The organism is Desulfoprunum benzoelyticum, from assembly GCF_014201505.1.
GTDB lineage: Bacteria > Desulfobacterota > Desulfobulbia > Desulfobulbales > Desulfocapsaceae > Desulfoprunum > Desulfoprunum benzoelyticum.
In genome coordinates, this window is sequence record NZ_JACHEO010000005.1 from 21,728 (window position 1) to 44,026 (window position 22,299).

Annotated in this window: 19 protein-coding genes; 7 read left to right on the forward strand and 12 right to left on the reverse strand. The window is 64.9% G+C overall.

Features of this window, described 5'->3' with window-relative positions; translation table 11 throughout:
- Positions 1-53 precede the first annotated feature (53 nt).
- The 5 genes from HNQ81_RS06200 to nudC form a co-directional block, all read right to left on the reverse strand.
- Positions 54-1,283, reverse strand: a complete 1,230-nt coding sequence (locus HNQ81_RS06200; protein WP_183349413.1) for a PAS domain S-box protein — start codon at positions 1,281-1,283, stop codon at positions 54-56.
- A gap of 106 nt (positions 1,284-1,389) precedes the next feature.
- Positions 1,390-5,070 carry an AAA family ATPase gene (locus HNQ81_RS17780; protein WP_183349415.1) on the reverse strand — a complete coding sequence of 1,227 codons (3,681 nt, stop codon included), beginning with the start codon at positions 5,068-5,070 and terminating at the stop codon, positions 1,390-1,392.
- A gap of 11 nt (positions 5,071-5,081) precedes the next feature.
- On the reverse strand, positions 5,082-6,311 hold the full coding sequence (locus HNQ81_RS06210) for an exonuclease SbcCD subunit D C-terminal domain-containing protein (protein ID WP_183349633.1): 1,230 nt from the start codon (positions 6,309-6,311) through the stop codon (positions 5,082-5,084).
- 7 nt (positions 6,312-6,318) lie between these two features.
- Positions 6,319-6,771 (reverse strand): hypothetical protein, encoded by a 453-nt coding sequence (locus HNQ81_RS06215; RefSeq protein ID WP_183349417.1) that lies wholly within the window; start codon positions 6,769-6,771, stop codon positions 6,319-6,321.
- Between the two features lie 83 nt (positions 6,772-6,854).
- Complete coding sequence (gene nudC / locus HNQ81_RS06220) at positions 6,855-7,664, reverse strand: NAD(+) diphosphatase (protein ID WP_183349419.1); 810 nt, start codon at positions 7,662-7,664, stop codon at positions 6,855-6,857.
- Positions 7,665-8,084: 420 nt separating this feature from the next.
- Here nudC and ppk1 point away from each other — a divergent pair, with 420 nt between their 5' ends.
- The 3 genes from ppk1 (at position 8,085) to HNQ81_RS06235 (ending at position 11,545) form a co-directional block, all read left to right on the forward strand.
- Positions 8,085-10,271, forward strand: coding sequence for a polyphosphate kinase 1 (gene ppk1 / locus HNQ81_RS06225; protein WP_183349421.1), 2,187 nt, complete (start codon positions 8,085-8,087; stop codon positions 10,269-10,271).
- Between the two features lie 97 nt (positions 10,272-10,368).
- Positions 10,369-11,100 carry a tetratricopeptide repeat protein gene (locus HNQ81_RS06230; protein WP_183349423.1) on the forward strand — a complete coding sequence of 244 codons (732 nt, stop codon included), beginning with the start codon at positions 10,369-10,371 and terminating at the stop codon, positions 11,098-11,100.
- Between the two features lies 1 nt (position 11,101).
- Positions 11,102-11,545: an SH3 domain-containing protein gene (locus HNQ81_RS06235; protein WP_183349425.1), complete on the forward strand. Its 444-nt coding sequence runs from the start codon at positions 11,102-11,104 to the stop codon at positions 11,543-11,545.
- Positions 11,546-11,557: 12 nt separating this feature from the next.
- Here the strand turns inward: HNQ81_RS06235 and HNQ81_RS06240 are convergent, their stop codons facing one another.
- The 3 genes from HNQ81_RS06240 to rfbB form a co-directional block, all read right to left on the reverse strand.
- Entirely contained in the window at positions 11,558-12,616 is a 1,059-nt protein-coding gene (locus HNQ81_RS06240; RefSeq protein ID WP_183349427.1) for a PsbP-related protein, read from the reverse strand.
- 150 nt (positions 12,617-12,766) lie between these two features.
- On the reverse strand, positions 12,767-13,339 hold the full coding sequence (rfbC, locus tag HNQ81_RS06245; RefSeq protein WP_183349429.1) for a dTDP-4-dehydrorhamnose 3,5-epimerase: 573 nt from the start codon (positions 13,337-13,339) through the stop codon (positions 12,767-12,769).
- A gap of 47 nt (positions 13,340-13,386) precedes the next feature.
- Entirely contained in the window at positions 13,387-14,463 is a 1,077-nt protein-coding gene (gene rfbB / locus HNQ81_RS06250; RefSeq protein ID WP_183349431.1) for a dTDP-glucose 4,6-dehydratase, read from the reverse strand.
- Positions 14,464-14,582: 119 nt separating this feature from the next.
- Here rfbB and HNQ81_RS06255 point away from each other — a divergent pair, with 119 nt between their 5' ends.
- Positions 14,583-16,169, forward strand: a complete 1,587-nt coding sequence (locus HNQ81_RS06255) for a peptide chain release factor 3 (protein WP_183349433.1) — start codon at positions 14,583-14,585, stop codon at positions 16,167-16,169.
- A gap of 106 nt (positions 16,170-16,275) precedes the next feature.
- Here the strand turns inward: HNQ81_RS06255 and HNQ81_RS06260 are convergent, their stop codons facing one another.
- Together HNQ81_RS06260 and HNQ81_RS06265 are read right to left on the reverse strand one after the other, a co-directional pair.
- A complete protein-coding gene (locus tag HNQ81_RS06260) occupies positions 16,276-16,569 on the reverse strand; it encodes a DUF134 domain-containing protein (protein ID WP_183349435.1) in 294 nt (97 codons plus the stop codon).
- 104 nt (positions 16,570-16,673) lie between these two features.
- Positions 16,674-17,063: a NifB/NifX family molybdenum-iron cluster-binding protein gene (locus HNQ81_RS06265; protein ID WP_183349437.1), complete on the reverse strand. Its 390-nt coding sequence runs from the start codon at positions 17,061-17,063 to the stop codon at positions 16,674-16,676.
- A 264-nt stretch (positions 17,064-17,327) separates the two neighbouring features.
- Between HNQ81_RS06265 and HNQ81_RS06270 the strand changes: the two genes are divergently transcribed.
- The 3 genes from HNQ81_RS06270 (at position 17,328) to hemB (ending at position 21,278) form a co-directional block, all read left to right on the forward strand.
- A complete protein-coding gene (locus tag HNQ81_RS06270; RefSeq protein ID WP_183349439.1) occupies positions 17,328-17,915 on the forward strand; it encodes a DUF4390 domain-containing protein in 588 nt (195 codons plus the stop codon).
- A 26-nt stretch (positions 17,916-17,941) separates the two neighbouring features.
- The gene (locus tag HNQ81_RS06275) at positions 17,942-20,209 is read left to right on the forward strand and encodes a sensor histidine kinase (protein WP_183349441.1); all 2,268 of its coding nucleotides are present in this window, start codon (positions 17,942-17,944) and stop codon (positions 20,207-20,209) included.
- A 94-nt stretch (positions 20,210-20,303) separates the two neighbouring features.
- Positions 20,304-21,278, forward strand: a complete 975-nt coding sequence (gene hemB, locus HNQ81_RS06280) for a porphobilinogen synthase (RefSeq protein ID WP_183349442.1) — start codon at positions 20,304-20,306, stop codon at positions 21,276-21,278.
- A 90-nt stretch (positions 21,279-21,368) separates the two neighbouring features.
- On the opposite strand, the gene HNQ81_RS06285 is transcribed toward hemB, so the two are convergent.
- Both HNQ81_RS06285 and HNQ81_RS06290 read right to left on the reverse strand, forming a co-directional pair.
- Complete coding sequence (locus HNQ81_RS06285; protein WP_183349443.1) at positions 21,369-21,767, reverse strand: VanZ family protein; 399 nt, start codon at positions 21,765-21,767, stop codon at positions 21,369-21,371.
- Positions 21,764-22,288 (reverse strand): SEC-C metal-binding domain-containing protein, encoded by a 525-nt coding sequence (locus HNQ81_RS06290; protein WP_183349444.1) that lies wholly within the window; start codon positions 22,286-22,288, stop codon positions 21,764-21,766. The genes HNQ81_RS06285 and HNQ81_RS06290 overlap by 4 nt, the downstream gene beginning before the upstream one ends.
- Positions 22,289-22,299 lie beyond the last annotated feature (11 nt).

The window sequence follows — 22,299 nt, forward strand, 5'->3', positions numbered from 1 at the left end:
CGACCGCGATCAGTCTGCCTTGCCTGCCGTTTTCCGCCCCCGGTTCCCGCCTTTCACCGATCGGAGATGTCGACGGCGAGGGAGAAGGAATAATCCTTGCCCTCGAATTCAAGGATAGTGATCAAGACCTTCACCGGAAACGTGGTGCCGTCCTTGCGGCGGTGCATCGTCTCGATGGTCCCGCCCCGGCTCGCCCTCATCCTGTGGCGGTGCTGCAGCCAGCTTTCCCTGGTGAAGTTCGGGTCGATATCGAAGACCGTCAACGCGGTGAGTTCCTCCAGGCTGTAGCCCAGGCTCCTGCAGGCATGGTGATTGGCGGAGATCACCCGGCCGTCCGGCTCCTCGATGCTGAAGATGCTGATCCCGGCATGGTCGATACAGTACTGGGTCAGGCGGAGATTGGCCTCCGCCCGCAACCGTTCGGTGATATCGTTGTACATGACGATGACGTTGGTCACCAAGCCCTGCTCATCCTTGACCGGCGCCACCGTCACCTCGAAGACCGAGGAGGGATCGCCCTCCCGCCCCCGCCCGACCCGTTCCTCGTCCTGAAGCAGGAAGTGAACGGCACTGCCGCCATCGAAGACGACACGGACCACCGACAGAAAACCCTGCTCCCGGATCCGGCTGTCGCGCAGGATGTTGTAGCCGCCGGCCGCCCCGGTCTCGAACCGTTTCAGGGTTTCCCGGCAGGCGCTGTTCATCTGGATCAGGCTGCCGAACCGGTCCGCGATCCAGATTGGATACGGGTTCTGGGTGAAGATGCCGTGCAGCAGGCTGGTGGTGCGGACCTGGAGCTTCTCCGCCTCCTTGCGGGCGGTAATGTCGAGGATCAGGCCATGCCAGCAGACGGCGCCGTCCCAGTCCGGTTCCGGCCGGGCCATGAAGTCGTACCACCGGACCAGGCCGTTGATGACGAGACGCAGTTCCATCCGCCACGGGCTGAAGGTCACGGAGTTGTGGTGCAGGGACTGTTCGTAGCCCTCCCGGTCGGCCGGATGGATCAGCCGCAGGAAGAGCCCCGCATCATCCGTCAGGGCCTCCGGGGTCAGACCGATGAGTTCGAGGGCATCCTTGCTGACATAGGAAAAATTAGAACTGTGATCCGGATAGAGGATCAGCGAGAAGACCATCCCCGGGATGTTCTCCTCGAGGCGCTCGTATTTCTTGCGCCAGTCGACGGCGTTCCTTCCTTTCCGCTGCTTTTTACCCCGCTGCTCCGCCATCGCTCGCCCTCCGTTGCCCGTCTGCCCTCCCTGCCGCCACCCAGCCCTTCTGTTCATTACGCCACAGATCGCTCCCGCAAGGCAAGCCTTTTCTTGGCGCCCCGGCCCGCAATCCCTCTATCCTCGCGAGATCATGACCTTGTCGCCGTTGCCTGGAAGAGGATCATCCAGCCCCCACCCGCCGGCACCCCGGGCCGACGATCGTGCTGCGGCCGCCGGAACCGGTCCGCACCCTGATCCGGGTGGCGATCCGCTCCCGCAGGGCCGGCACATGCGAGATCACCCCGATCAGCTTGCCGTCCTGCCGCAGGCCGGCCAGGGTCTGGAGGGCGGTCTCGAGGGCGTCGTCATCGAGGGTGCCGAAGCCCTCGTCGAGGAAGAGCGAGTCGACCCGGACCCTGCGGCTCGCCATCTGCGACAGACCCAGCGCCAGGGCCAGGCTGACGATAAAACTCTCGCCGCCCGACAGGTTGCGGGTGGAACGGATCTCGCCGGCCTGGTAGCTGTCGATGACGTTGAGATCGAGGGGCTGGGACTGGTCCCGCACCAGGAGGTAGCGGTCGCTCATCTTCTGCAGCTGGCGGTTGGCATGGCCGACCATGATCTCGAAGGTCAGACCCTGGGCGAAATTGCGGTACTTCTTGCCGTCGGCCGCCCCGATCAACTGATGGAGGCGATCCCAGCGTTCCCACTCCCGGCGCTGGGCCGCGACCGCGATGGCCCGCTGCGCCTGACGCTCCTTCAGCTCCTCGTTGTCCTTGAGTTTGCGGCGGATCCCGCCTATCTCCTGCTGCAGCTCGGTCCGTTGGGCGACGCCTCCGTTCAGCTGTCCCTCGATCTCGTCCCGGGGGCGGTCGGTCAGCCGGCGCTGCCGCTCTCCCGCCAGCTGCGTCGTCCGATCCCGCTCCGCGGCCCCCAGCTCCGCCTGTTCCGCCGCCAGCGCCCGGGCCTGCGCCGTCAATCGGCCGCGCTCCTCCTCCGCCAGACAACCGGCCAGATAGGCGGCCTCGTCGGCAAACCCGGCTCCGGCCAGCCGGGCCTCGAAGGCCGCGGCGGCGGCCTCCAGTCGCCCGGCCCGGGCGCCGATCGCCGCTTCCAACCCCGCCTGCCGCTCGTTCACCCGCTCGAGTTCGAGATTCGCCGCGTCGCATCGCCGGCGGGACGTCTCGACGGCCATCGCTGCATCCTCGACGGCCTGCGCCAGCCGGGCCTCCTCATCGTCGGGATCCTTGCCGCCGAAGAGATCACGCCGCTGCCCTTCCAGGCTTTCCCGCTCCCGCCGCAGGCCCTCGTGCAACCGCCGCCGCGCCGCCAGTTCTTCGCCGGACTTCTCTATCTCCCCGGCCTGGTGTCGGGTCAGGATCTCGAGGGCGGCGACCTGCCGTTGGCGTTCCGCCCTTTGCGCCTGCCGCGACAGCCAGCGATCGCGCCGGGCGGTCAACTCCGCCACCGCCGGCGGCAGGCGGTCGATGGCGACGATCTCGACCCCGAAACCGGCGACCTCCCGCCGCAGCCGGTCGAGCGCTTGTTCCTGCTGCGCCTGGAGGGCCGCCGTTTCCTGCCGGAGCCGGTCCAGCGCCTGCCGGGCCGATTCCCGGCGGTGGGCGGCTTCCCGGGTTTCACGCTCGACCTGCGCCACTGCCTCCCGGCCCTGGTCCAGCGTCCGGTCCAGCCTTGCCAGCTCCTGCTCCTGGGCCTCGGCGGCGCCGACAATCGCGGTGGCCTGGTCAAGCCGGGTGGCGACCGCCGTCCGCCGTTCAGCGATCTTTTCCGCCAGATCGGGGTCGGCGGCATGGAGGGCAAAGACCGCCCCGTCCTTGTCGATCAGCGCTTCCCATCCGGATATTTTTGCCGCATGGTCGCTGCGGCCGGCAGCGATCTGCTCCAGGTCCTTGCCGATCCTGGCCTGTTCGACAAGGAGGGCGGAGATCGCCGCCGCTGCCGTTGCCAGGCCGGCCCTGACGGCGGCGAGCTCCCGGCGGGTGGCGTCCGGCGCCGGAACGTTGCCGGCGGCAAACGGGTGCTCGACGGCGCCGCACAGCGGGCAGGCCTCGCCATCCCGGAGCCGATGCCGGTGCTCGTCGAGGGCGGCGATCCGGTTGAGCAGCGACAGCTGGGATTCGAGCAGTTCCATCTCCCTGGTCAGGGCCGCCTGCTCCCCGGTTCCGGTCCGGAGCCGATCCGCCAATCCTGCCGCCGCGGTCGTCAGCGTCGCCGCACGGCCATCGAGCTCCCCGAGAATCAGGCGGGAAGCGGCCAGGGACCGGGCCGCGTCGTCAATGGCGGCAAGACGGCGGTCATCCGCCAGCAGCGACGCCTGCTCCTGCCGCCAGGCCGAGAGTTCCCTGTCCCGGAGGAGGGTCCGGAGTTCCAGCCGGGTCTGCGCCGCCGCGGCCTGACTGGCGCGAAGGCCCTGCTCCAACCCCGCCAGCTGTTGCGCCTGCGCCTGCCAGCGTCGGACCGCCTCCTCGACCTCGCCTTCGGCCCGGGCGACCGCCTCGAGCTTCGCCCGCACCTGGGCCTGGAGGGCGAGCAGCCCCTCACCGCGCTCCCGGATCCCGGCCAGGTGTTCGACCAGCCCCTCATCGGTTTTCGTCGCCTCCAGCAATCGGCTCAGTTCGGCACAGTCCTCGCGTTTGCCGTCGAGTTCGGCACAGTCTTTGTCGTGCCTGGGACCGAGGGTCGCCAATGTCTGCTCCAGGGCGGCGACGGCCGCGGCCGCGACGGTCAGCGGCGCCGCCTTTTCCCGGATCTGCAGATCCATCTCCCGCACCCGGCGGACCACGGGCAGCGCCTGCAGCTGCGCCGCTTCCCGCTCCGCCCGCTGCCCGACGGCCCTTGCCATCGCCACCGCCGCCTGCCTGACCGCCTCCCGGCGGGCCGGCAGCGCCTGCCGGCACTCGTCGAGGCTGCGCCGGTCCGTTTCCTGCTCGCCCCGGATCGAGACCAGGCCGGCATGGTCGCCGGCCAGTTCGAGGGCCTGGCTCGCCCGTCGAAGCCGTTCGAGATCGGGCCCGAAGGCCTCCTGCCTTGCCAGCAGCTCCTGCCGCTGGCGGCGGACCTGCTCCAGCTCCCGCTCCAGCCGCCTCATCCCGTCGAGCCAGGCCAGGGTCGCGCTCAGCTCGTCGATCTGCCGGCTCAGCTGCCGGTCCTGCTCGAGCTTCTGCTCCAGGGCGGCGCCCAGCTGCCGTTCATCCTCCTCGCCCAGCAGCTGCAGACCGGCCTGCTCCGCCTCCAGCGCGTCGAGCCGGCCGCGCTCGTCGGCCCGGCGTGCATGGACCGCCATCGAGATCCGGCTGTAGATCTCGGTGCCGGTGATCTGTTCGAGGATCGGGGCCCGCTCGTCGGCCGCCGCCTGGAGGAAGGCGGCAAAGCCCCCCTGGGCCAGCAGCATCGAACGGGTGAAGCGGTCGAAGTCCATGCCGGTGACCGCCTCGACCTGCTGCCCCACCCCCAGCAGCATCGCCGCGAGGATCGTGCCGGAGCCGGCATCGGCAAGCTCGTGCCGCGGCGCCTGGAGGTTGCCGTCGACCCGGCCCCTGGCCCGGCGCTGGCTCCAGTGACAGCGGTACCGCCCGCTCTGGGTCTCGAAGGTGACCTCGGCAAAGCACTCGCCGGTCTGGCGCGACATGATCTCGTTGCCGCCGGCGGTGACCCGGCCGAGCCGGGGGGTGCTGCCGTAGAGGGCCAGGCAGATCGCATCGAGGACCGTCGTCTTGCCGGCGCCGGTCGGGCCGGTGATGGCGAAGATGCCGTCGGCGGCGAAGGCGGCCTGGGTGAAATCGATCTCCCACTCGCCGACCAGCGAGTTGAGGTTCTTCAGCCGTACCTGGAGGATCCGCACCGCCGCTCTCCCTACTCCACCCGGACATCGGCGGCGGCAAGCGCGGCGACGATCTCGCGGTAGGACTGCAGCAGCTGCGGCCGTTGCGATGCCGGCACCGCATGCAGGGTCAGACAGCGTTCGAACACCTCGTCGACCTGCAGATCGTCCAGCGACTCCTCGTCATCGATCCGGCTCAGGGCCCGGTCCATGACCCGGGGGTTCCTGACTCGCAGGATCTCGATCGCCGTCCCGGCGACCTCCTCCTCCAGACGCCGGCGCAGATCGCTGATAATCTCGTCGCCGTCGTAGACGACCTCCAGCCAGATCGATTCGCATTCGGCGGCAAGCCGGCGAAGGCCGGCGACAATCTCGCCCCAGTCGCCGTGCAACCGCGCCAGCCGCTGGAAGCGCGGCACCGGCACCAGCTCGACCGCAAGATCGCGGCCGACCGCACGCACCAGACAGAGGCTCTTTTCCTGCCCGGCCTCGCCGAATCCCATCGCCAGCGGCGAACCGCTGTAGCGCCGGCAGGGAGAACCGCCGACCTCCTGCGGCACATGGAGATGACCAAGGGCCAGGTAATCGAAGGCGGCGGGGAAGATCGATGCCGACAGATGGGCGAGCGAACCGACATAGAGGTCACGGACCCCGTCGCCCTCGAGGGTCCGGCCGCCGGCGGTGAACAGGTGCCCCATGGCGACGATCGGGATGTCGCCGCCGGCAATCCGGCGGCGATCCTCGGCGACAGCGGCAACCTCGGCATAGTGGCCGCGGATGCCCCTTATCAGCTTCAGATCCTTGTCTTCCAGACTCTCGCCGGCCTCCGCGATCCGGATATCCCGGTCCCGCAGGTAGGGCACGGCGCAGACGATCAATTCCGGCGCCCCGTCCAAGCCGTTGAGGACCACGACCTCGTCGCCGATCTGGTCGCCGATGGTGCCGACCACGTGGATATGGAGGGCCCGCAGCAGCTGGCGCGGGGCATTGAGGAACGAGGGCGAATCATGGTTGCCGGCGACCACGACGACATGGCGGCAAGGAGAGGCGGCGACCCGGCAGAGGAAGCGGTAGTACAGCTCCTGCGCCCGATTGCTCGGGGTGCTGGTGTCGAAGACGTCGCCGGCCACCAGCAGGACGTCGATCCGCTCCTCTTCGATGAGATCCGCCAGCCAGTGAAGAAAGGCCTCGAATTCGCGGTAACGCCGGCGACCATAGAGGGTGCGGCCGATATGCCAGTCCGAGGTGTGGAGGATCGTGATGGTCGGGCTAGACATTGCCGCCCTTGTCCTCGCCCTTCTTGAACATCGCCTCGACATCGGCGAAGAGCGCTTTCTTCTTTTTCGCCATCTCGGCCTGGAGTTCGGCGACCTTCTGGTCGATGCTCTTCTTCCCGGCCTGGAACTTCTGAAGGTCCCGGGCCAGACTGTTTTCCTCCCCGGTCTGACGCGGGATCTTTTCGATCCGGAGGTGGTCGGCGACCGCGACCATGATCGAAAAAGGATCCTCCAGGGTCTCGATGATCCCCGCCTTGGCCAATCGGCGGCAGATCGAATGGCCCAGTTCGACGGAGATCTGCAGCATCTCACAGACATCCTCGAGTCGCGGCGGAGTCTGGTTGCGATGCTGGAGGATCCTGACGGCGGCAACAAAGAGATGGGCTTCGGTATAGGCATCCATGGTCTTCAGGGTGTAGGGGTTGAATCCAGGCGGCAACGGCATCTCGATCGCCGGAGCCGGGGGTATTGGAACTCTTTGTACCCGATTCGGGTCATCTTTTCACTCGTCTACCGACGGCAGCGGGGTCAACCCTGCGCATCCGTCCCTGGTCCGCCGCCATCCAGGATCTGCTGATAGTGCCTGATCATCCGGCCGGCGATGGTCGCCGGCCCGGGGATCAGCGGCAGCCGCCGATAGTGGTACCAGGCGGCATCGCTGATCTCCACCCCGTCGATTTGTATCTCACCGCCGGCGTATTCGGCGAGAAAGCCGAGCATCAGCTGGCCGGGGAAGGGCCAGGGCTGACTGCCGAAATAGCGCAGACCGCCGACGCGGACCGCCACCTCCTCGCCGATCTCCCGGTGCACGGCCGCTTCCACCGATTCGCCCGGCTCGACGAAACCGGCGAGGGTGCTGTACATGCCCTCCTGGAAGTGCGGCGACCGCGCCAGCAGCAGCTCTTCACCGCGGGAGACGAGGACGATGACGCAGGGCGAGATCTGCGGGTACCACGACAATGAACAGGATGGGCAGATCATTGCCTGGTCGCTGGCGTGGGCGATCGTCGCCTGGCCGCACCGGCCGCAGAAGCGGTGGGTCCTGTACCAGTGCAGGAGCTGGACCGCCTTGCCCCAGGCATTGAACTCCTCGTCGGCGACGCGGCCGACAAGGCGGCGCAGGCTCATCCACGCGAATCTCTCGCCGGCCTCGAATCCCGTTTCCATTTCCACGGCGAAGGTGCTGCCCTCAGGCCCCTTGTCCAGCGGCAGGACCGTGGCGGCGCGGGGCTGCAGTTCGCGCCAGTCGCCGGGACTACAGGCGGCGATCTCCCGCCGGTCCGTGCGCACCAGGATCTTACCCTCGCGGAAGATGAAAAATCGCTCCTGCCCGCTCATCGCCGGCGCCCTCCTTTCAATTTGCTTTCCATCTTTCTGTTGATGCAAGGCGGCATCAGGGTCCAGCCCGGACGCCACCCCACTGCAGTCGTTCAACCAGCCGAAAACGGTGTAAAAATAACCACGATCCCGGAAGTTTCCAGGCAATCCGGACAATTGTCCGGCTGCCACGGCTCCGCCGCCCACCCCATGGGATTCCGGCGCTGCCGGCCGCTCCGCTCTCCCGCCCTCACCCGGTCGCCGCCCGGATGTTCTCTGTTGTATTTGACTTATTGCTCATTTTTCCGTAATTTCACAACAAAGTAATGATTGCCGATCCGCGACGGTTCGGGACGATCAGCCCCCCCGGGAGGCGCCCGGTTCGACCAACGTTTTCGGCGGCGCCAGCCCGCCCCGGACGGTCAAGGAGGAAACGCGACGATGAGCCAGGTACTTTCAAAAACGGTGAAAAAGCAGGGCGAGGAACCGACGAAGATCACCGACCTCTCCAGTCCCAAGTGGTTCCTGAACCGGGAGCTGACCTGGCTCGAGTTCAACCGCCGGGTCCTCGCCGAGGGCCAGGATCAGCGGACACCGCTGCTCGAGCGGGTTTTTTTCCTGGCGATCATCGGTTCCAATCTCGACGAGTTCTACATGAAGCGCATCGGCGGCCTGAAGCAGCAGCTCTGGGCCGGCGTCAGAAAACCCTCGATCGACGGCATGCTGCCCAAGCAGCAGCTGGAGGCCTGCTACCCGGTCGTCAAGGATCTGCTCAACCAGCAGTTGCAGCTCGAGGAGACCCTGGTCAAGCTCCTCGCCGATGACGGGATCAGGATCTGCCAATTCGGCGACCTGACCCAGAAACAGCAGCAGGAGATGACAAAGTACTTCAGAAAGGAGCTCTATCCCCTCTTGATTCCGCAGGGAATCGACCCTGCCCACCCCTTTCCCTTCATCTCCAACCTCTCGCTCAACTGGCTGGTGGCCACCAGCGAGAAGGGGCAGGAGCAGGTCTTCCTCAACCGGCTCAAGGTCCCGACCGGCATCGGCGCCCCCCGCTTCATCAAGGTCGGCGGCGACCACCTCTACATCACCTTCGAGGACCTGGTCAGCAACAACCTCGACCTCATCTTTCCGGGACTCGTCATCCACAGCTGCGAGCTGTTCCGGGTCACCCGCAACGCCATCACCGAGCGGAGCGGGGAACAGGCCAACGATCTGCTGGCGATGATCGAATCGGCCCTCCGCGACCGCAAGTTCGCCGATATCGTCCGCCTCGAGGTCGGCCCGTGCATGACCAAGGACCACCGCGGCCTGCTGGCGGCCGAGCTCGGCATCGACGTCGACGAGGACGTCATCGAGTCCCCCGGCATCATGGGCAAGCGCGATTTTTTCGAGATCGCCAGGATCGATAAGCCGTCGCTCCACTATCCGCCGCACCAGCCCTGCGACCACCCGAAGCTGCTGACGGAGGAACCGAACATCTTCCACATTATCCGGACCCAGAAGTCGATCCTGCTCCAGCACCCCTACGAGTCCTTCGACACGACGGTGGAGAGGTTCCTCAAGGAGGCGAGCACCGATCCCAAGGTCCTGGTGATCAAGATGACCCTCTACCGCACCAGCGCCGACTCGCGGATCATCGAGTACCTGATCGACGCCGCCCAGAACGGCAAACAGGTGGCGGTGGTCGTCGAACTGATGGCCCGCTTCGACGAATCGGCCAACATCCGCTGGGCCGAGACGATGGAGGAGGCCGGGATCCACGTGACCTACGGCGTCGTCGGGCTGAAGACCCACAGCAAGGTCATCTTCGTCGTCCGCCGCGACTACAGCGGCCTGCAGCGCTATGCCCATATCGGCACCGGCAACTACCACGCCGGCACCGCCCGGGGCTACAGCGATATCGGCCTGCTGACCAACGACCCGGTGATCTGCGAAGACCTCACCGAACTGTTCAACTACCTCACGACGGGCTACGCCCCGGCCCGCAAGTACCAGAAGCTGCTGCCGTCGCCGAACATGCTGAAGAAGGCCCTGCTGACCAAGATCGAACGGGAGATCGACGGCCACAGCCCCGCCAGCCCCGGCCTGATCCAGTTCAAGACCAACGCCATCGAGGACAAGCAGATCACCGAGGCCCTGTACCGCGCCTCCCAGGCCGGGGTTCACGTCGATCTCATCGTCCGCGACAGCTGCCGTCTCCGTCCCGGCATTCCCGGACTGTCGGAGAACATCGCGGTGATCTCGGTGGTCGGGCGCTTTCTCGAACACTCGCGGATATACTATTTCCGCAACGGCGGCAACCCCGAGTATTTCATCGGCTCGGCCGATCTGATGAAGCGCAACCTCGAGGCCCGGGTCGAGGTCGTCGTCCCGGTCGAGGGCAAGGAACTGCAGCGGGAACTGCGCGAGATTCTCGACGTCCACATCTTCAACCGCCGCAGCGTCTGGGAAATGCAGGCCGACGGCTCCTACACCCAGCGGCAGCCGAAAGAAGGCGACGAGGGTCGCACCGTCCAGGAGATTCTGATCGACCTCGCCGAGCAGCGTCTTGCCGCCTCGCCGCTGGCGCGAAGGAAAAAGGGGAAGAAGAACGCCAAGGGACCCCTGCGGAAACGGAATTAGCCCGCTCCTGCCGCGCCAGGCTCAAGCCGCCGTCGGGATCGCGATCCAGCAACCTGCTGGAATGTACAACCAGTGACAGAGAAGGAGCACGACACCAATGAAACTGCAATCAACGGGAATTTTTCTCATTCTGCTCGCCGGATGGCTGGCTGCCTCTCCGGTCGGGGCAACAGAGCCGTCGCCGTTCGCCCTCCCCCCTGCAGGCGACGAGGAGCAGAGCGCGACCACCGCCGCCGGCGAGCCGGCGGCCGCCTCGCCGTTCGTCCTGCCCGCGGAGCAACAGCCGCCACCCAAGGCTCCCGCCGCCGATCCGCAATCCGCCTTCGAGCGGCCGGCGACCGGGACGGTCGTCGACCTGGGGGCCCCGCCGCCGCCGGCCGGCGGCTCCACCGTGCCGCCGGCAACGATCGACACTGTGCCGACGACAGCGCCGACTCCTGGCGCCGGCACCCCGGCAGGAGGGCTTTCCGCCGCCGATCTGCTCGGAATGGGCACGGATTTCGCCCGTCAGGGGAGATACGAGGAGGCGCGGGCGGCCCTGGAGAAGGCCGTCGCCATCGACCCCACCAACGCCTATGTCCTCAACAACCTCGGCCTCGTCATGCGCCGGCTCGGCCGCATCGACGAGGCGACCCGGGCCTACGCCGCGGCGATCCAGTTCAACCCGGGATACGCCCTCACCTACAAGAATTACGGCATCCTCCTCGAACAGAACGGCGAAACGCGACGGGCAATCGACGCCTATCGCCGTTACTCGAGCCTCGCCCCGTCCGCCCCGGATGCCGGCAAGGTCAGCCAGCGGGCCGACTGGCTGGCGGGAGGGAATTGATATGGGAACCGCTATCTTCACCTGGCGACGCGCCATGTTTCTTGCCGCCGGCAGTCTCGCCCTGATCATCGCGGGGTGCGCCGGACCGCCGTCGCGCAGCGGGATGATCTCTCCCCCGCCGAGCAGGCACTACATGACCGTGCAGGCCGACACCCTCAACCTGCGCCAGTGCCCGGACACCTCCTGCCAGGTCACGGTCCTGCTCTATCGGGGGGAAGAGATTGCCGTTCGCCGGCAGAGCGGCCTGTGGTCGGAAGTCGAAACGCAGCGAGGGACCGTCGGCTGGGTTGCCTCACGCTATCTCGGCAACCTTCGTTCCAGCGACGATCCGGCGACAATGGGAACCGCCCCTCCCGCCATGCCGGAAGAGGAACTGGCGGCACCGGTGGCGCCACCCGCCCCCGGCGCCCAACCGCCGGAGATATCGGAGGAGTTCAGCCGGTAGCGGCTGCCCCGCCTAGCGAACCGGCGCCATCAGCTTCAGCGAATCGACCATGTGCTGAAAAATCGCCACATTCTGCTGGTAGATCTGGCGCGGAGCCGCGTAGCTGATGAGCAGCAGGTAGGGCGAATGGTCGATGCCCAACTGGGTATGACCGAAGGTGACCCGTTGCTTTTTCGAGTCCTCGGCCGGGTAGGTCACCAGAAAGAACGGAGCGGCCTGGCCGGCGGCCTGGAACTGGCTCTTCGATTCAATTTTGGCCCCGTTCATCCGGGAATAGTGGTTGAGGAGGGTCAGCATCTGGTCCTTGAGGCTGCCGACCGCCCCTTTCTCGGTATCGACGACCTGGACGATGACGCTGATCTCGGACTCCGGGGTTCCCGACGGGCCGCTGAACAGGTAATCGCTGTTGACGCCGACAGTCTGGAACGTCCAGTTCTCCGGCAGCTCGAACGAGAAGCCGGTCTGCCTGTCGAGGAAGGTCTTGTATTTCAGGTCGGGCTGGGACGACACCGTTGTCTGTCCGCCCGAGGGCGGGGCGGCTGGAGCGGCACCCTCCGCCCCCGCCCCCGCCGCCGGTGAAGCCGGAGATGGCGCCTGAGCGGGCGGCAACTGCTGCCCCGGGGCGCTCGGGAACCCGGTCGTCACCGGGATGTCGGGGGCAGGCACGATCGAGAAGGCCGCCGTTTCCCTGACCTCGTCGCCGAGCACGAACTCCACCTCGTAGCGACCGGCCGGCCAGCCGTTTTCCGGGGGATTGAAGGCATAGCTGAGATAGCGGCTGCCCTCGCCCCTGGCCGTATTCTCGGCAATCTGCTGCCGGCTTTCTTCCAGATAATAGAACACCGCCTTGACGTCGGTGTCGGCCGGGGCGTTCTTGACCCTGACCGTGGCATACAGCGTCTTGGTATCGGCGGGAAAGATTGTCGCCTTCTCCAGCGGCGCCTTGGTGTTGAGATCGACGGCGGTGCTGATCGCCGGTTCGCTGAGGCCGGCAGTCGTCAGCGGCAGGGGTGACTCACAGCCGGCAAGCGCCAGGGACATGACGGCAAGGAGAAGGGGAAAAAGGCGCATACGGATCCTCCCACAATGGCAGTGTGGATAATTTTTATGGAATGCAGCAGGATTGGGGCAAAATTCGGCCACCCGGTGCCATTCCGGTGCGGCTGGCAGTAATCTAATGGGTTTTGCCGCGGTGTTCAAGCCTCTCGGCTCATGCCGCCGTCAGCCCCCGTGTCTCGACGGCGGATCGCCGTCGTAGACCTCCGCCGCACGGAAAGGAACACCCTGGGTGTCCTTGACGGACAACACCGGGTCGCCGTCCAGCGGCCAGGTGATGGCGAGGTCCGGATCGTTCCAGATGATGCAGCGTTCGTGCTCCGGGGCATAGTAATCGGTCGTGCGATAGAGGAACTCGGCCGACTCGGAGAGCACCAGGAAGCCATGGCCGAAACCCGCCGGCAGCCACAGCTGCCGCTTGTTGTCGGCGCTGAGGATCTCGCCGACCCAATGGCCGAAAGTCGGCGAATGGCGGCGCAGATCGACCGCGACATCGAAGACCTCGCCGACCGCCACCCGCACCAGCTTGCCCTGGGCCTGGCGGATCTGGTAATGGAGGCCGCGCAGGACGCCGTGGATCGAGCGGGAATGGTTGTCCTGGACAAAGGTCGTCGTCAGGCCGGTCTGCTCCCGCCACAGGCGCTGATTGAAACTCTCGTAGAAAAACCCCCGGTCGTCGCCGAACACCTTCGGTTCGACGAGCAGCACCTCGGGGATGGCTGTCTGAATGATCCGCATCGTTGCCCCTCCCTGTCGCCCCCTGGCGGGAGCGCAGCCTCCTTCCTTCAGTTGCCGCCGTACATCGTCCGATAATATTCCTGGTAACTGCCGTCGACGACCGCGGCCACCCACTCCTGGTTGGCCAGGTACCAGTCGACGGTCATCTCGATGCCCTGCTCGAAACCGACCTGCGGCTGCCATCCCAGTTCTTCCCTGATCCTGGTGGCGTCGATGGCGTAGCGGCGATCGTGGCCGAGCCGGTCCTTGACGAAGGTTATCAGCGAGCGGCGGGTCATCCCCGTCGCCGGCAGGCCGAGACGGCGGTCGAGGATATCGCAGACCAGGGTCACGACCTCGATGTTCATCTTCTCGTTGTTGCCGCCGATATTGTAGCTGCGGCCGGGCACCCCGCGCTCCAGGACCTCGAGCACGGCCTCGCAGTGGTCGCCGACATAGAGCCAGTCGCGGATATTGCGGCCGTCGCCGTAGACCGGCAGGCTCCTGCCGTGCAGGGCGTTGTGGATGATCAGCGGGATCAGTTTTTCCGGAAACTGGTAGGGGCCGTAGTTGTTCGAGCAGTTGGTGATCAGCGTCGGCAGGCCGTAGGTATGGAAATAGGCGTTGACCAGATGATCGGAGGCGGCCTTCGAGGCCGAATAGGGCGACCGCGGGTCGTAGGCGGTGGTCTCACGGAAATACCCTTCGGCCCCGAGCGAGCCGTAGACCTCGTCGGTACTGATGTGGAGAAACCGCGAGTCACCGTCCTGGCGCCCTGCTCCCGACCAGCTTTTACGGGCCGCTTCGAGCAGGGTGAAGGTGCCGTTGATATTGGTGGCGATGAACGCCGCCGGGCCGGTGATCGACCGGTCGACGTGGGATTCGGCGGCAAAGTGGACGACCGTGTCGATGGGCTCGGCGGCGAACAGCTCCTCGATCGCGGCGGCATCGCCGATATCGGCCCTGACAAATCGATACTCCGGCCCCTCGGCTATGCCGGTCAGGTTGTTGAGGTTGCCGGCATAGGTCAGCTTGTCGAGATTGATCAGCCGCCATTCCGGACGTTTGGCCCGGAGCAGGCGGACGAAATTGGCGCCGATGAAGCCGCAGCCCCCGGTCACCAGGACGGTGCGTGTTTTTTGCATGGCAGTGGGTTTTCTGTTTGCATTATGGGAAAAAGGACCTATTCTGCTGTGTTCTTCTCAGCCTGTTCTTATAATACCAGTTGCCGATATCGCAAAGGACAATCTTTGACAATAGCACCATGAGCAAACAACTCGAAGCAGAAATCGCCAGGCGGCGGACCTTCGGCATCATCAGCCATCCCGACGCCGGCAAGACCACCCTCACCGAAAAGCTGCTGCTGTTCGGCGGCGCCATCAACCTCGCCGGGGCGGTCAAATCGCGCAAGGTCGAACGTCACGCCACCAGCGACTGGATGGCGATCGAGCAGGAGCGCGGCATCTCGGTCACGACCTCGGTGATGAAATTCACCTACCGCGACTTCGAGATCAACCTCCTCGATACCCCCGGTCACCAGGATTTCTCGGAGGATACCTACCGGGTGCTGACCGCCGTCGACTCGGCGATCATGGTCATCGACAGCGCCAAAGGGGTCGAGGCCCAGACCGAAAAGCTGATGGAGGTGTGCCGGATGCGCAACACCCCGATCATCACCTTCATCAACAAGCTCGACCGCGAAGGCCTGGCGCCGCTCGACCTCATGGGCGAGATCGAGGAGAAGCTGCAGATCGAGTGCACCCCGCTGACCTGGCCGATCGGCATGGGCAAGACCTTCAAGGGGGTCTACAACATCCTCCGCCGCCAGCTCCACCTGTTCACCGCCGGCCACGACAGCCGGCTCAGCCCCGGCATCACCATCAACGGCCTCGACGACCCCGAACTCGATCGGCTGCTCGGTCACCAGGCCGACGAACTGCGCACCGATATCGAACTGCTCGACGGCGCGGCCAACCCGCTGGAGTACGACCATTACCTCTCGGCCAGCCAGACCCCGGTCTTCTTCGGCAGCGCCATCAACAACTTCGGGGTCCGCGAACTGCTCGACACCTTCGTCGAAATGGCCCCGCCGCCCGGACCGCGCCAGTCGGCCACCCGGGTGGTGAGGCCGCAGGAGGAGGCCTTCTCCGGTTTCGTGTTCAAGATCCAGGCCAACATGAACCCGGCCCACCGCGACCGCATCGCCTTCCTCCGCATCTGTTCCGGCACCTTCAGCCGCGGAATGAAGGTCCGCCACCACCGGCTCGGCAAGGACATCACCCTCGCCAACGCCACGATCTTCATGGCCCAGGAACGCTCCCACGTCGAGGAGGCCTATCCCGGCGACATCATCGGCCTGCACAACCACGGCACGATCAAGATCGGCGACACCTTCACCCCGAAGGAAGAGCTGAAGTTCACCGGCATCCCCAACTTCGCCCCCGAGCACTTCCGCCGCGTGCTGCTGAAGAACCCGCTGAAGATGAAGCAGTTGCAGAAGGGGCTGGTGCAGCTCGCCGAGGAGGGGGCGATCCAGGTGTTCCGGCCGATCATCGGCCCGGACTATATCATGGGGGCGGTCGGCGTCCTGCAGTTCGAGGTGACGATGGCCCGGCTGAAGAACGAGTACGGGGTCGAGGCGGTCTACGAACCGGTCGATTACCAGGCCGCCCGCTGGGTCAGTTGCGGCGACAGAAAGAAGATGGCGGAATTCGAACGCAAGAACCAGATGGCCCTGGCCTACGATGCGGAAGGGTTCCTGACCTACCTGTCGCAGAGCGAATGGATGCTCAAATTCTTCATGGAGAAATGGCCGGACGTCGAGTTCCACAAGACCCGCGAGAATATCTGAGCCGCGGAACCGGTCAACAAGCGTCGGCCTCGCCGGCCGCCGGGCGGAGTGCTTCCGGGACCGACCACAGAACGGTCTCGAGTAGGATTACGGGGCGAGGGACGACTTATGCCGGCTCGTCCTCATTGACGAAGATCAGGGCCTGCCCCTCGGTGAGGGCGGTGGCCGTCTTCTTTCTGGCCAGGGTGATGATCCTCTGGATTGTTCCCCGCGACACCCCCATCCTCTGACCGGCCTCTTCCTGAGTCAGGCCCTCGCTGTCGCACAGACGCAGGGCCTCGAGCTCATCCTGGTACAGGTGAACCTGTTCAAGCTCGGCCAAGGGGGTACCGGTCGGCTTGAAGGCCCGACCGCAGAACTTGCATTGGCAGTGGCGGATTTTTTTTGGTCGTGGTGACATCAACGGCATCTGGGTGGAGATTGAGGCAGGCCTGCAAACAACGGCCTGCCGGGAAGGTTGTTATCGACTTATACTGATGATCGGTCCAAATAGCAACGATTCTGTCAATGATGACAATTACCTGAGCCTTGGCACACCTGGTCCGGATGCATCACCGGCAGCTGGTTGGCAGCCAGATGGTCGATGACCGCGCCGACGCTGGGAACGGCGTCGCGATTGGCGAAATAGACCTTGATGCCGACCTCGGCGAAACCCTGCATCGGCCTGGCCCCCATGCCGCCGACGACGATCGCGTCGACACCGGCATCGTGGAGGATCCTGACCGGGACCAGACATCCGCCCGCCGCGTGCGAACCGTTCGCCACCGTCTCGACCGCAGTGACGGCGTTGTGTTCATCAAGATCGACGACGGTAAAGATCTCGCAATGACCGAAATGATCCGATCGTGCGGCATCCAACCCGCCGGGACGATCGGTTGGTATCGCTACTCGCATTTTCATTCTCCTGCTGATAAAATTATCGTATGTTTCCGGATGTGCATATGCACATTATACCGTGTATATGCACATGTAGTCCCCCGGCCGCCGTTTGTCAAGGTCTAATGCCGGACGCCCGGGCAGGAGCCGTCGGGTCTGGCCCCGCGGGAACAAGCGATGGACAGTCGTTATCATTTCAGGTAGATTGTCGGCGTATCCCGCCCCCGGCACCATCCCGGAATCGTGCAGACACTGCCTTTATTACAATACGTTCGCATATCGATGTTGAAAAGAATCGTTCTCCTTCTGCTGCTGATCGCGCTCGCCACCCAGGGGTTGTCCCCGGCCGGGGCGGAGGAGAATGAAGATGCGGCGATCGTCGATCTCACCGCAACCGGTTCCGACACCCACCTGCTGCTGTTCGGCTCCCTCCGCAACAGTTTCACCGAAGAGATGCTGGAAGGTCTGCACAGCGGCCTCCCCATCCGCTTTTCCTTCTTCATCGAACTGCGTCAACGGACAGGCTCGACCGCCGACAAGGTCGTCGTCTCGCAATCCTTCACCCACACATTGACCTACGATATCCTCAAGGAGATCTACCGTGTCGAACTCGAGGAGGACAGGCGCAGCCATGCCTTCGCCTCGTTGCTCGATGCCCAGAGTGTCCTCAACGACCTCAACGGCATCAAGGTCATAGAACTGTCGCGACTGTCGCCGGACGCCGTCTACACCCTTCAGGTCAAGGCCGAACTGTTCAACAAGACCCTGCCCCTGAGCCTGCAGCATGTCGTCCCGTTCGTGTCATGGTGGGATATCAAGACCGACTGGCACACCCTTACCTTTAAACTCGGACCACCCGACAGGCCCTGATGAAGCCGACGCCTCCAGCACGGAACATGCCTTTGCCGAACGACGATCAGGCGCCGGAAAAACGCCCCTACACCCCGGAGCAGCTCGCCCAGAAACGTCGCCTGATCCGCTGGGTCATCGTGATCTGCCTCGGCTTCATCCCCCTGTCGGTCTGGATCCAGGGATCGCTGCTGGAGCACGAAACGACGTTGCCGACCGGCAACAACATCCTCATCTTCGCCCTGCTCAACCTCAACGTCCTGCTGGTCCTCTTCGTCCTCTTCCTGGTTCTCCGCAACCTCGCCGAACTGCTGTTCGAGAGGCGGATCAACCGCCTGGGCAGCAAGCTCAAGACCAAACTGATCATCTCCTTTCTCTCGCTCACCCTGATCCCGACCATCCTCCTGTTCTTCGTCTCGCTGCAATTCGTCTCGACCAGCATGGAGTACTGGTTCAACACCAGCATCGAAAACTCGCTGCAGGAATCGCTGAAGCTCGCCCAGTCCCTGCTCCTCGAGACCGAAGAGCAGGTCGGCGAGATGAGCAGGGGGGTCGAAGACCGGCTGCAGCAGCTGGATCTGCAATCCGCCAACGCCCTCGAAATCAACCTCTCACTCGAACACATCCTCGCCTTCAACGCCATCAACGGCCCCGACAGCCTGGCGCTGATCTCCGACGACAACAATCTCGAGATCTCGGTCGTCAGCCCCGACCTCAAGGACGTCAGCCTGCCGCGGATCCCGCTCAGCCTGATGCGCGAGGTCAAGACCAGCGGCAAGCGCCGGACCATCATCCAGGAGACGCCCAAAGGCGACCTGGTACGCTGCGTCAGCAAGATCGAGGTCGGCAATCTGCCCGCGACCCTGATCACCTCGCTGCTGGTCAGCCGGGAACAGGTCTCACGGATGGAGGTCATCTCGAAGGGACTCGAAGGCTATCGCCAGCTCAAGCATTTCAAGGACCCGTTCAAGTTCTGGCTCCTGGTCATCCTGCTGATCGTCACCCTGCTGATCATCTTTGCCGCGATCTGGTTCGGGCTCTACATCTCCCGCGGCATCACCGGTCCGCTGGAAAAGCTGGCCGCCGCCACCCGCCGCGTTGCCGACGGCGATCTCGAGTTCGAGATGGCGGCCGAGTCCGACGACGAAATGGGCCAGCTCGTCACCTCGTTCAACACCATGACCCACAACCTCAGCACCAGCAACCGCCATCTGGCCGAGGCCCATGCCGCCCTGCAGACCAGCTCGCAGGAGGCGGAACAGCGACGGCGCTATACCGAGATCATCCTCCAGAGCGTCTCCACCGGCGTCATCTCCCTTGACGAACACGGCCACATCACCACCTTCAACCGCTTCGCCGAAAAACTGCTCCACCTCGACAGCTCCCTGTTCCTCGGCCGGCGCTACTCCGAGATCCTGCCGCCGCAGCAGGCGGCGATCGTTTCCGGCTTTATCGACGAGCTGAACATCACCGGCAAGACCACCGTCGAGCAGCACCTCCGGCTCAACATCATGGGCCGCAACTACTCGCTGCTGGTGACCTTCATGCGACTGACGGACGAGGGCAGAAACCCGCTCGGCTTCGTCCTCGTCTTCGACGATCTGACCAAAATAGAGAAGATCCAGCGGGTGGCGGCGTGGCGCGAGGTCGCGCGCCGGATCGCCCACGAGATCAAGAATCCGCTGACCCCGATCCAGCTCTCGGCCCAGCGGCTGCGCAAACGTTACCCGGAGATCCTGGCGGAGGCGGACGGCGTCTTCGATACCTGCACCGGCACCATCATCACCCAGGTCGACGAACTCAAGCGCCTGGTCAGCGAATTTTCCAAATTCGCCCGGATGCCGAAAATCCACAAGGCCCCGGCCGACCTGACCAGGCTGACCCGCGACACCCTGTTCCTCTACGAACAGGCGCACCGCGACATCGTCTTCCACTGCGACGAACGCACCCCGATCCCGATCTTCAGCTTCGACGCCGAACAGATCAAACGCTGCATCATCAACCTCCTCGACAATGCCGTTGCAGTTCTGCCGGGCGGAGGTACAATCGCCATTGAGTTGTCCCTGTCCCAGGATGGGGAAAGCGCCATCATCAAGATATCCGACGACGGACCGGGAATCTCCAAGGAAAACAAGCCGAAACTCTTCGAGCCCTACTTTTCGACGAAAAATGCCGGGACCGGTCTCGGGCTCGCCATCGTCTCGACGATCGTCTCCGACCATAACGGCTATGTCCGGGTGGAGGACAATGTGCCGAAGGGCTCGACCTTCATCGTCGAACTCCCCGTCACCTCGCCGGAATCGCGCAAGGGCTAAGCAATCGGAAGGGGCAGACGCATGCCGGGCAGCGACGACGCCCCGGACATCCGGCCGGAACGTCTCCCTCACATCTCAACAACAGGAGCAGATTATGGTTTTTCCAGAATATCGACCGCGCCGCATGCGCAAAAACGAGGCCTTTCGGGGCCTGATCCGCGAGAACCGGCTTGACCCCGCCCAGTTCATCTATCCCCTCTTCGTCATGCCGGGAAAAAACAAGCGCGAGGCCATCGCCTCGATGCCGGGGGTGTTCCGGGTCAGCATCGACCAGTTGGCGCAGGAGGCGAGGGAGTGCCTCGAGCTCGGCGTCAATTCCGTCATCCTCTTCGGCCTGCCGGAGAAGAAGGACGCGATGGGTTCCGGCGCCCACGCCAAGAACGGCATCATCCAGCAGGCGATCCGGGAATTGAAGAACAAGGTCCCCGAGCTGATGGTCGTCACCGATGTCTGCCTCTGCGAGTACACCGATCACGGTCACTGCGGCTGCCTGATCAACAACGACGTCGACAACGACGCCACCCTGGAGATCCTCGCCAAGACCGCCCTGTCCCATGCCGAGGCCGGGGCCGACATCGTCGCCCCCTCCGACATGATGGACGGCCGGGTCGCCGAGATCCGCGCCGCCCTCGACGAGCACGGCCACGAGACCGTGCCGATCATGTCCTACGCCGTCAAGTACGCCTCGGCCTTCTACGGCCCGTTCCGCGACGCCGCCGACTGCGCCCCCCAGTTCGGCGACCGCCGCGGCTACCAGATGGACCCGGCCAACAGCCGCGAGGCCCTGCGCGAGGCCACCCTCGATGTCGACGAGGGGGCCGACATCCTGATGGTCAAGCCGGCGGTGGCCTACCTCGACATCATCAGCAGGCTGCGCGACGAGTTCGACCTGCCGATCGCCGCCTATCACGTCAGCGGCGAATACGCGATGATCAAGGCCGCCGCCGAGAGGGGCTGGATCGACGGCGACCGCGTCATGGCCGAGACCCTGCTGTCGATCAAACGGGCCGGCGCCGACATCATCATCACCTATTTCGCCAAGGACATGGCCCGCCTGCTGCGGCGCTGATCACGGCATAGGAGGCACAACGCACAAAAGGGAGCCGAGGACATCCTCGGCTCCCTTTTGTGCGTCAGGCGGATCAATCGGACGGCGGGCTCAGCCCGTCTCTTCTCCGGTTTTTTCCGACGGTTGCCGGAAAACCAGCGCCCCCAGGGAGACGACGATCGCCCCGAGGGTGTCGGCGCCTATGTCCGCCAGGCTCGGCGACCGGCCGGGGATAAAGGACTGGTGGAACTCGTCGGCGATGCCGTAGGCCAGGCACCACAGGACTATGGCCCCGGCCGCCGCCCAGGGCCGACGCCGCCGCAGGTCCGGGGGGACGGCGCCGACCAGGGTCGCCGCCAGCAGGCCGTAGATCGAAAAATGGGCAAGCTTGTCGAAGTGCGGGAACAGCGGCGGCAGGTCGGTCGCCGGCTGGTGCGACAGCAGGAATATGGCGCCCATGACCCCGAGCGCCGGCAGGAAACGGGCCAGGGCCGGCAACGACCGGCTCATGCGGCGGTACTGCCCTCCTTGTTCGGCAGGTGAATGGCCCGCAGCTGGCTGTCGGAAAAGCGGCGGCGGATCCGCCTGATCGCGGCGCTGATCTCCCGGCTGGGGGCATCGGCCAGGACCTGCACCGATTTGTCGGCATAGGCGGTGATCTCGAGCCGCTTGTCGCGGATGGCGAAGGTATGGCTCCAGTTGACCTCGATGATCTCCGGGTTCTCATCGATCGGCGACTCCAGGATCTCGCCGCCTCTCGCCACCTGGACGCAGTCGCAATCGGTCATCTCCAGCAGCCAGGCATCACCGGCCGCCGTCGCATAAAGGAAAAAGACCCCCAGCTCGCGATTGACCGCCCGCTTCGCCAGCGCCGCCTCCTGAATCGCTCCGACCCCGCTCATCAGGGTGATCTTCAGGGCCGCCTCGGGGCTGAGCTGCGGCGCGGCCTCACGCTCCTTCAGGCCGCAGCAGTGCTTGTACTTCCTGCCGCTCTGGCAGGGACATTTGTCGTTTCTTCCTATTTTTCCCATATCGTCACACC

Bases quoted from the DNA above. Each gene is read 5' to 3' on its own strand.
- HNQ81_RS06200 (WP_183349413.1), bottom strand. From the start codon at position 1,283: ATGAACAGAAGGGCTGGGTGGCGGCAGGGAGGGCAGACGGGCAACGGA.
- HNQ81_RS06215 (WP_183349417.1), bottom strand. From the start codon at position 6,771: ATGCCGTTGCCGCCTGGATTCAACCCCTACACCCTGAAGACCATGGAT.
- nudC (WP_183349419.1), bottom strand. From the start codon at position 7,664: ATGAGCGGGCAGGAGCGATTTTTCATCTTCCGCGAGGGTAAGATCCTG.
- ppk1 (WP_183349421.1), top strand. From the start codon at position 8,085: ATGAGCCAGGTACTTTCAAAAACGGTGAAAAAGCAGGGCGAGGAACCG.
- HNQ81_RS06230 (WP_183349423.1), top strand. From the start codon at position 10,369: ATGAAACTGCAATCAACGGGAATTTTTCTCATTCTGCTCGCCGGATGG.
- HNQ81_RS06235 (WP_183349425.1), top strand. From the start codon at position 11,102: ATGGGAACCGCTATCTTCACCTGGCGACGCGCCATGTTTCTTGCCGCC.
- HNQ81_RS06240 (WP_183349427.1), bottom strand. From the start codon at position 12,616: ATGCGCCTTTTTCCCCTTCTCCTTGCCGTCATGTCCCTGGCGCTTGCC.
- rfbC (WP_183349429.1), bottom strand. From the start codon at position 13,339: ATGCGGATCATTCAGACAGCCATCCCCGAGGTGCTGCTCGTCGAACCG.
- rfbB (WP_183349431.1), bottom strand. From the start codon at position 14,463: ATGCAAAAAACACGCACCGTCCTGGTGACCGGGGGCTGCGGCTTCATC.
- HNQ81_RS06255 (WP_183349433.1), top strand. From the start codon at position 14,583: ATGAGCAAACAACTCGAAGCAGAAATCGCCAGGCGGCGGACCTTCGGC.
- HNQ81_RS06260 (WP_183349435.1), bottom strand. From the start codon at position 16,569: ATGTCACCACGACCAAAAAAAATCCGCCACTGCCAATGCAAGTTCTGC.
- HNQ81_RS06265 (WP_183349437.1), bottom strand. From the start codon at position 17,063: ATGCGAGTAGCGATACCAACCGATCGTCCCGGCGGGTTGGATGCCGCA.
- HNQ81_RS06270 (WP_183349439.1), top strand. From the start codon at position 17,328: ATGTTGAAAAGAATCGTTCTCCTTCTGCTGCTGATCGCGCTCGCCACC.
- HNQ81_RS06275 (WP_183349441.1), top strand. From the start codon at position 17,942: ATGCCTTTGCCGAACGACGATCAGGCGCCGGAAAAACGCCCCTACACC.
- hemB (WP_183349442.1), top strand. From the start codon at position 20,304: ATGGTTTTTCCAGAATATCGACCGCGCCGCATGCGCAAAAACGAGGCC.
- HNQ81_RS06285 (WP_183349443.1), bottom strand. From the start codon at position 21,767: ATGAGCCGGTCGTTGCCGGCCCTGGCCCGTTTCCTGCCGGCGCTCGGG.
- HNQ81_RS06290 (WP_183349444.1), bottom strand. From the start codon at position 22,288: ATGGGAAAAATAGGAAGAAACGACAAATGTCCCTGCCAGAGCGGCAGG.